Origin of the sequence: Mitsuaria sp. WAJ17 (assembly GCF_014174515.1) — a bacterium.
Classification (GTDB): Bacteria; Pseudomonadota; Gammaproteobacteria; order Burkholderiales; family Burkholderiaceae_C; genus Roseateles_B.
Genome location: NZ_JACJUG010000104.1, coordinates 1 through 569 on the forward strand (window position 1 = coordinate 1; position 569 = coordinate 569).

The 569-nt window shown below is 76.6% G+C and carries 1 protein-coding gene; it reads left to right on the forward strand.

Annotated elements, in window-relative coordinates:
- Window positions 1-82: 82 nt before the first annotated feature.
- On the forward strand, window positions 83-569 hold a 487-nt coding region (locus tag H5407_RS23570), incomplete at its 3' end, for a hypothetical protein (RefSeq protein ID WP_220800771.1).

Here is a 569-nt window from a genome sequence, read left to right on the forward strand (position 1 = left end):
CCCTGCGCCGCCTCGCCGGTCGCCGCAGGCGGCTGCGGCCCGCCCTGCCGAAGCCACCCCGGCGGAGCGCCGCGTTCTGACGATGGACGCCTCGCAGCCGGAGAGCTGGGTGGTGCCGGAGGCCGCCGCCGCCTCGGCACCGGAACCCACGCGCCTGCCGCAGGAGGCGCCCTCGATCGACCCGGCCGAATCGATTCGTGAGACCCAGGCCTTGCTGGCCCGCCAGGCGCTGAGCACGCAGAGAGAGGCTCCATCCACGACGACGGCAGCACCGCGAGAGCCCCAGCCCCCGGCTGAGGAGGCGCAGGAGCTGCAGCGCCTGCTCCAGCGCTCGCTGGCGCAGCAGGCCCTCGCCCAGCGCGAGACCGCACGCCAGGCCGCGCAGGCCCAGGCCACGGATCAAGCCCAGCGCCAGGCCGACAGCGCTGCCGCCGAGTCCACGCGCCAGGAAGCCAGCCGCCTGGCCGCCCGGTCCGAGTCGCAACGCCAAGACACGGCCCGGGCCGAGGCCCAGCGTGCGAAGGCTGCCGAGATGGCAGACGCCGCTCGCCAGGAGCTGGCGCGCCGCG